This is a genomic window from Leptospira tipperaryensis, assembly GCF_001729245.1.
In the GTDB taxonomy this organism is placed as follows: Bacteria; Spirochaetota; Leptospiria; order Leptospirales; family Leptospiraceae; genus Leptospira; species Leptospira tipperaryensis.
The window spans coordinates 3,362,501-3,365,000 of sequence record NZ_CP015217.1; the positions used below are offsets into that span (position 1 = coordinate 3,362,501).

4 protein-coding genes (2 of these 4 cut by a window edge) are annotated in these 2,500 nt (G+C 44.7%); all 4 read right to left on the bottom strand.

Features of this window, described 5'->3' with window-relative positions; all coding sequences use genetic code 11:
- Tightly spaced (at most 35 nt apart), the 4 genes in view from rplC to A0128_RS15795 form a layout consistent with a single transcriptional unit that may run on beyond the window.
- On the bottom strand, positions 1–506 hold the 5' portion of the coding sequence (rplC, locus tag A0128_RS15780) for a 50S ribosomal protein L3 (protein WP_069608385.1). Its footprint begins 115 nt before the window's first position; only the first 506 of its 621 coding nucleotides appear in the window; it begins with the start codon at positions 504–506; its stop codon lies beyond the left edge, outside the window.
- A 12-nt stretch (positions 507–518) separates the two neighbouring features.
- Complete coding sequence (gene rpsJ / locus A0128_RS15785) at positions 519–827, bottom strand: 30S ribosomal protein S10 (protein ID WP_000918607.1); 309 nt, start codon at positions 825–827, stop codon at positions 519–521.
- Between the two features lie 13 nt (positions 828–840).
- A complete protein-coding gene (gene tuf / locus A0128_RS15790) occupies positions 841–2,046 on the bottom strand; it encodes an elongation factor Tu (protein WP_069608386.1) in 1,206 nt (401 codons plus the stop codon).
- A gap of 35 nt (positions 2,047–2,081) precedes the next feature.
- A protein-coding gene (locus A0128_RS15795) for an elongation factor G-like protein (protein WP_069608387.1) crosses the window boundary here: on the bottom strand, positions 2,082–2,500 show its 3' portion. The gene runs 1,462 nt beyond the window's last position; the window shows 419 of its 1,881 coding nt (coding positions 1,463–1,881); the start codon falls outside the window, past its right edge; its stop codon occupies positions 2,082–2,084.

Below are 2,500 nucleotides of genomic sequence, written 5' to 3' on the forward strand. Positions count from 1 at the left end.
TGGAGGGAACCAGTTCTTCCGGGAAGCTTAATGCCTTTAAAAACCCGAGAAGGAGTAGAGTTCGCACCCATAGATCCAGGATGTCTGTGAAAACGAGATCCGTGTCCACCCGGTCCACCGGCGTGTCCATGACGTTTTACAACCCCTTGAAATCCTCTTCCTTTGCTGACTCCGGTAACTTTTACCACGTCAGAAACAGCAAAAACATCCTGAATTTTCAGAACCGAACCTGCTGCAGGAGAATCTCCGAAACTACGAAATTCTCTCAAAACTCTCTTTGGTCCAAGTCCCGCTTTTGCAAGGTGGGTCTTTTCCGCTTTGGAGAGCTGAAATTCTTTAGTATCTTGAAACGCCAACTGGATCGCTTCGTATCCGTCATTTTCAACAGACTTGACTTGAGAAACGGCGCAAGGGCCGACTTCCAAAACAGTTACAGGAATCATATTCCCCTGTTCGTCAAAGATCTGTGACATTCCAACTTTTTTGCCGATTAATCCCTTTGCCATCGTTCCTTACCTTCAGGATTTGATATCTACAGATACCCCTGCAGGAAGCTGAAGTTTCATCAGCGCTTCTACAGTGTCTTCATTGGTATCCAGGATATCGATGAGCCGTTTGTGTGTTTTTAATTCAAACTGCTCTCTGGATTTTTTATTCACGTGCGGAGAACGAAGAACTGTATAGATCTCTTTCTTAGTAGGAAGAGGAATCGGGCCGGAGACAGTCGCTCCGGTCCTTTTCGCAGTTGCTACGATCTCATAGGTCGATTGGTCAATCAACCTATGGTCGAACGCTTTCAGTTTAACTCTTATTTTTTGTCCGGCCATTTTTAAAGAGCTCTTACTCAATGATGTCCGCGACAACGCCGGACCCAATGGTTCTTCCACCTTCGCGAATTGCGAACTTGAGACCTTTGTCCATTGCGATCGGGCTGATCAATTCAACAGTCAGAGAAACGTTGTCACCTGGCATAACCATTTCGATTCCGTTAGGAAGGTTACAAACTCCGGTAACGTCAGTAGTTCTGAAGTAGAACTGAGGACGATAGTTATTGATGAAAGGAGTGTGACGTCCGCCTTCATCTTTTGTTAAAACGTAAACCTCAGCGGCAAACTTTTTGTGAGGAGTGATAGATCCCGGCTTAGCGAGAACTTGTCCTCTTTCGATGTCTTCTTTTTTAGTTCCACGAAGAAGGGCACCGATGTTGTCACCAGCTTCCGCTTGATCGAGAAGTTTTCTGAACATTTCGATACCGGTAACAACAGTTTTTGTTGTTGGGCGGATCCCGATGATTTCAACTTCGTCGTTCACTTTCAGAACGCCTTGCTCAACTCTTCCAGTCGCAACAGTTCCACGACCAGTGATCGAGAACACGTCTTCAACAGGCATAAGGAAAGGTTTGTCTGTAATTCTTTTTGGGTTTGGAACGTAAGTGTCCAGAGCTTCCATCAATTTTAGAATTGCTGGCATACCGATTTCTGATTCATCACCTTCCAGAGCTTTTACTGCGGAACCGTGAATGATAGGGGTATCATCGCCAGGGAAGTTATATTTGTTGAGAAGGTCGCGAACGTCCATTTCAACCATTTCGATCATTTCAGCTCTTTCATCAGCAGCAAGCATGTCCGCTTTGTTGATGAATACGATAACGTAAGGAACACCAACCTGACGAGCGAGGAGAATGTGTTCTTTCGTTTGTGGCATTGGTCCATCAGTTGCAGATACAACGAGGATCGCAGCGTCCATCTGAGCCGCGCCGGTGATCATGTTTTTAACATAGTCAGCGTGACCAGGACAATCTACGTGAGCGTAGTGACGGTTAGCAGTTTCATATTCCTGGTGAGAAGTAGCAATGGTGATCCCACGAGCTTTTTCTTCCGGAGCATTATCAATTTGGTCATAAGCAACAGCTTTGTTCTTACCACCGATCGCTTTTGCAAGTGTAGTAGTAATAGCTGCCGTCAGGGTTGTTTTACCATGATCCACGTGACCAATTGTACCAACGTTTAAGTGAGGTTTCGACCTATCAAATTTTTCTTTAGCCATAGCGACTGTTTAATCTCCTTACTTTTTAACGAACCCTAACGGGAATCGACTAATGTAATTACGTAATAGTGTTCAGAGTCAAAAAGGGAGTCCAGAGACAGAACACCCCTTCCCTGTGTCATATTTCTAAGCACGCTTGCAAAGCCAAGCAAGTTTTCCGTAGAAGCATTTGCGTGAACAAGCGACTTACCATCTCCGAGCGAAACAACATTATGAATCTTTGCATTTCTCTTGGAGAGAGCACCAAGCACATCGCCTAACGATGAATCTGGTATCAAAATCTCTAATGAAGAAATCGGACCCACAAGTTCCGTGTAATTCGGAATTATGTCTTTTAAGCCTTTGATGACGGCTACTTTTACAAGTGAAGAAGTTTCTATCGAAGAATCCGGAGGATCGTATCGATGAACAATCAAATCCAAGCCGAGAACTTCTTCTCCCTTGGATCCCTTTG

Coding starts and splice junctions, on each gene's coding strand:
- tuf (WP_069608386.1), bottom strand. CDS start 2,046: ATGGCTAAAGAAAAATTTGATAGGTCGAAACCTCACTTAAACGTTGGT.
- rpsJ (WP_000918607.1), bottom strand. CDS start 827: ATGGCCGGACAAAAAATAAGAGTTAAACTGAAAGCGTTCGACCATAGG.